Origin of the sequence: Citricoccus sp. (assembly GCF_035445025.1) — a bacterium.
Taxonomy (GTDB): domain Bacteria; phylum Actinomycetota; class Actinomycetes; order Actinomycetales; family Micrococcaceae; genus Citricoccus.
This window is the reverse complement of record NZ_DAOMPX010000122.1, coordinates 1-3,743: the sequence shown is the minus strand read 5'-3', so window position 1 is coordinate 3,743 and position 3,743 is coordinate 1. Positions and strand designations below refer to the sequence as shown.

The following is a 3,743-nucleotide window of genomic DNA, read 5'->3' as shown; positions in this document are numbered from 1 at the left end:
CGACGCGTCAGGGGCGCGGCACGACGAAGTGCGTCATCCGCGCGTCGCGGCCGTCCAGGGTGGCCCACTCCCCCGGCACGGCGAACACCTGCAGGCCCAGCGTGGGCAGGCGCTCGGCCATGCTGACCACCGCCTCCTCGTCGGAGTCGATCGAGGCCAGCCGCATCCCGAGGTCCTGGACCCACGGCAGGTGGCCGACCACCATCAGGGTCCGCACCTGTTCCTCGGTCTCGTTGATCACGGCGAGGGCGCCGGTGTCATCGGTGTCGTAGAGGCGGGAGTCCAGGTAGGGGGTCGGCGCCTTCTCGCCCAGCTCGCTGCAGACCCAGGTGCAGGTCTGCCGGGTGCGCACGGCGTCCGAGCACAGGATCATGTCCGGGTAGATCCCGTGCTCCACCAGCCACTTCCCGGCCAGCGGCGCCTCCCGGTTGCCCCGCCCGCCCAGGGGCCGCTCGTGGTCCGGCACGCCCTTGGGCCAGTCGGACTTGGCGTGGCGGAGGATCACCAGGGTCTTCTCCCCGGTGCGGTTCCGGGAGGCGGGGTTCACGACGTCGGAGGGCATGGACCCAGCGTAGTGGTCGCCCCGGTCACCGGGACGGCCGGGGTCACAGGGCGTTCTGCCCGGTGATCTTCCGTCCGATCAGCAACGACTGGATGAACTCGGTGCCCTCGTAGGTGTGCACGACCTCCATGTCCGTCAGGTGCCGCGCCACGTGGAAGTCGAGCAGCAGCCCGTTGCCGGCCAGCAGGTCCCGGGCCTGCTGGGCGATCCAGCGGGCCTTGTTGGCGGTGTGCATCTTCGCGATCGAGGCCATCGACCCGGTCCACTGGCCGGTCTCCTGCAGGTGGGCCATCCGGAAGCACAGCAACTGGATGGCCGTGAGCTCGGTGAGCATCTGTGCCAGCGTGTTCTGCACGAGCTGGTTGGACCCGACCGGGCGGCCGAACTGCTCGCGGACCTCGGCGTAGGTCACGGCCGCCTCGAAACAGGCCAGGGCATGCCCCAGCGCCTCCCAGGACGCACCACCGCGGGTGGTCGCCAGGACCCGGGACACGTCCCGGAAGCCCTGGGCCCCCGGCAGCCGGTTCTGCTCGGGGATCCGCAGGTCCCGGAAGGACAGGTTGGCCTGCAGGATCGCCCGCTTGCCGACCTTTCCCTCGATGACCTGGTAGTCGAAGCCCTCCGGGCGGTCCTCCGGATCGCGGGGGTCCTCGCGTTCCATCACGAAGGCCTTGACCTGCCCGTCGGCCTCGTCGCGGGCGAAGATGATGACCAGGTGGGCCATGGAGCCGTTGCCGATCCACCGCTTGGCGCCGTTGATGACCCAGGTGTCGCCCTCGCGGCGGGCGGTGGTGTCCAGGTTCACGGAATCCGAGCCGTGCCGGGGTTCGGTCAGCGCGAAGGCCCCGATCCTGCGCAGGGCCGCCATGTCCGGCAGCCAGCGCCGTTTCTGCTCCTCGGAGCCGAGCATGTTGATCGTGCCCATGGACAGGTTGGCCTGGACGCCCAGGAACGTGTTCATCGACCCGTCCCCGCGGGACAGCTCCACCGTGGCCAGTCCGGCGGCCAGCCGCGAGAGCCCCGGCGCGCCGTGCCCGGTGATGGCCCCTCCGACCACGCCCGTGGCGGCCAGCGGTTCCAGCAGTTCGTAGGGGAACTCGGCCCGTTCCCAGTAGCCGTTGATGACCGGGAGCACGTCCCGGTCCACGAAGGCCCGCACGGAGGCCCGGGCCCGCCGTGCGTCCTCGGGCAGGTCCTGCTCGAGCAGCAGGTAGTCCGTGTCCCGGGCCGTGGTGAGCCCGGAGCGCAGGGAGTCCAGGTATCCCGCGGTGTCCTGCGCCCAGTCCACGGAGTGGGGGCCCGTGGCCTGCGGCATCGCCTCAGTGTCCATAGCTGTACCAGCCCTTCCCGGTCTTGCGGCCGAACTCACCGGCCCGGTACTTCTGCTCCAGCAGCGGGTGCGGCTTCTCGGCCTCGTCCCCGGTGAGCTCGTAGGTGGCCTGGCGGATGAGGTAGGTGACGTCCAGGCCCACCAGGTCCATCAGCTCGAAGGGACCCATCGGGTGGCCCAGCGCGTTCTTGGCGGCCTCGTCGATGTCCTCCACCGAGGCGACCCCCTGGGAGTACAGGTCCAGTGCCTCGTTGCGGACCGCGCCCATCAGCCGGTTGGCCACGAAACCGGGCACCTCCTTGGTGAGCAGCACCGGGACCTTGCCCATGGCCCGGGCCACGGCCTCGACGGTCGCGACGGTCTCGTCGGACGTCGAGGCGTGGCGGACGACCTCGACGGCCTTCATGACCAGGGCCGGGTTGAAGAAGTGCATGTTGCAGACCTTCTCGGGCCGGCCCGTGGCATCGGCCACCGCGGAGGAGCCGTAGGTCGAGGAGTTCGTGGCCAGGATGGCGTGGGGCGGGGCCAGGCGGTCCAGTTCGGCGAAGACCGACCGCTTGACGTCGAGCTTCTCGGTGGCGGCCTCGATGACCAGGTCGGCGGTGGTGATGGCCGGTTCCAGGTCGGTGGTGAACGTGATCCGCTCCCAGGCCGCGTCAGCGGTCTCCTGGTCCATCCGGCCCTTGGCGACCCGGCCGTCCAGCCAGGTGCGCATGTCCTGCTCCGCGGCGGACACCGCCTCGGCGGCCACGTCCCGGACGGTGGTGGTGAACCCGGCGACGGCGGCCGCCATGCCGATCTGCCGGCCCATCGCCCCGGACCCGATCACCAGGATCTGCCGGACCCCGGCGTCCGTGGCCGGGGTCGTGGTCTGGTCCGCGTTCTGGTTCGTCGTCATCGCTGCATCACCCTTCAGGTCGTCCATGTCGTGTCGGTCGCGCGCGTCATCGGCCCCGGAACTCCGGGGTGCGCTTGTCGAGGAAGGCGGTGGCGCCCTCGGCCTTGTCCTCGGTCGTGTACAGCAGGGTCTGTGCCAGCCGCTCGAGCAGCAGGCCCGTCCTCTGGTCGGTCTCCGCGCCCTGGCCGATGACCATCTTGGCCAGCCGGATCGCCAGCGGGCCCTTGGTGAGGATGGTGCCCACGGTGGCTGCCGCCGTCGGGAGCAGCTCGGCGGCCGGGACGACCGTGGTCACCAGGCCGTAGCGCTCGGCCTCGGCGGCGGTGAGGATCCGGCTGGTCAGGATCATCTCCACCGCCCGGCCGGTGCCCACCAGCCGGGACAGGCGCTGGGTCCCGCCCGCGCCGGGCAGCACGCCCAGCGTGGTCTCCGGCAGGCCCATCCTCGCGTGCTCCGCGGCGATCCGGATGTCGCAACTCATCGCCAGTTCCAGTCCACCGCCCATCGCGACGCCGTTCAGGGCGGCCAGGGTCGGCTTGGGGTAGTCCTGGATCCGGTCGTACAGCCGCTGCATGTGGGCCGCCAGGCCGTACGGCAGGTCGTAGTGCGCGAGCTGGGAGATGTCCGCGCCCGCGATGAACGCCTTCTCCCCGGCCCCGGTGAAGATGACCGCGGAGACGTCGTCGTCCTCCTCCCAGGCGTCCAGGACCCGGCCGATCTCGGCCAGCACCGTCCGGGACAGCGCGTTGCGTTTGTCCGGGCGGTTGATGGTGATGGTCCCGACGGCCCCGCTCACCTCGGCCAGGATCGTCTCGAAGGCCTCCGGGAGGCTCTCCGACGAGACCGCGATGTCGGCCTGCGGTTGGGTCTGCTGGTGGGTCATGGTCAGGCCTGCGTTCGGGTGAAGGCGCCGATGCCGGTCAGGGTGCGGCCGATGGTGAGCTGGTGGACCT

At 70.9% G+C, this 3,743-nt stretch carries 4 protein-coding genes; all 4 read right to left on the bottom strand.

The genetic code is table 11. The features are described 5' to 3' along the window. Positions 1-7: 7 nt before the first annotated feature. Genes PLJ28_RS15275 through PLJ28_RS15260 form a run of 4 tightly spaced genes read right to left on the bottom strand, consistent with a single transcriptional unit; the run spans position 8 to position 3,673 of the window. Complete coding sequence (locus PLJ28_RS15275; RefSeq protein WP_324590378.1) at positions 8-562, bottom strand: SixA phosphatase family protein; 555 nt, start codon at positions 560-562, stop codon at positions 8-10. A gap of 43 nt (positions 563-605) precedes the next feature. Next, positions 606-1,892 carry an acyl-CoA dehydrogenase family protein gene (locus tag PLJ28_RS15270; RefSeq protein ID WP_324590377.1) on the bottom strand — a complete coding sequence of 429 codons (1,287 nt, stop codon included), beginning with the start codon at positions 1,890-1,892 and terminating at the stop codon, positions 606-608. Then, entirely contained in the window at positions 1,882-2,790 is a 909-nt protein-coding gene (locus PLJ28_RS15265; protein ID WP_183523277.1) for a 3-hydroxyacyl-CoA dehydrogenase family protein, read from the bottom strand. Before PLJ28_RS15265 ends, PLJ28_RS15270 begins: the two co-directional genes overlap by 11 nt. A 46-nt stretch (positions 2,791-2,836) precedes the next feature. Further along, positions 2,837-3,673: an enoyl-CoA hydratase/isomerase family protein gene (locus tag PLJ28_RS15260; protein ID WP_255459353.1), complete on the bottom strand. Its 837-nt coding sequence runs from the start codon at positions 3,671-3,673 to the stop codon at positions 2,837-2,839. Between the last annotated feature and the right edge of the window lie 70 nt (positions 3,674-3,743).

Excerpts from the sequence above, each read along its gene's own strand:
- PLJ28_RS15270 (WP_324590377.1), bottom strand. The coding sequence starts at position 1,892 with ATGGACACTGAGGCGATGCCGCAGGCCACGGGCCCCCACTCCGTGGAC.
- PLJ28_RS15260 (WP_255459353.1), bottom strand. The coding sequence starts at position 3,673 with ATGACCCACCAGCAGACCCAACCGCAGGCCGACATCGCGGTCTCGTCG.
- PLJ28_RS15275 (WP_324590378.1), bottom strand. The coding sequence starts at position 562 with ATGCCCTCCGACGTCGTGAACCCCGCCTCCCGGAACCGCACCGGGGAG.
- PLJ28_RS15265 (WP_183523277.1), bottom strand. The coding sequence starts at position 2,790 with ATGACGACGAACCAGAACGCGGACCAGACCACGACCCCGGCCACGGAC.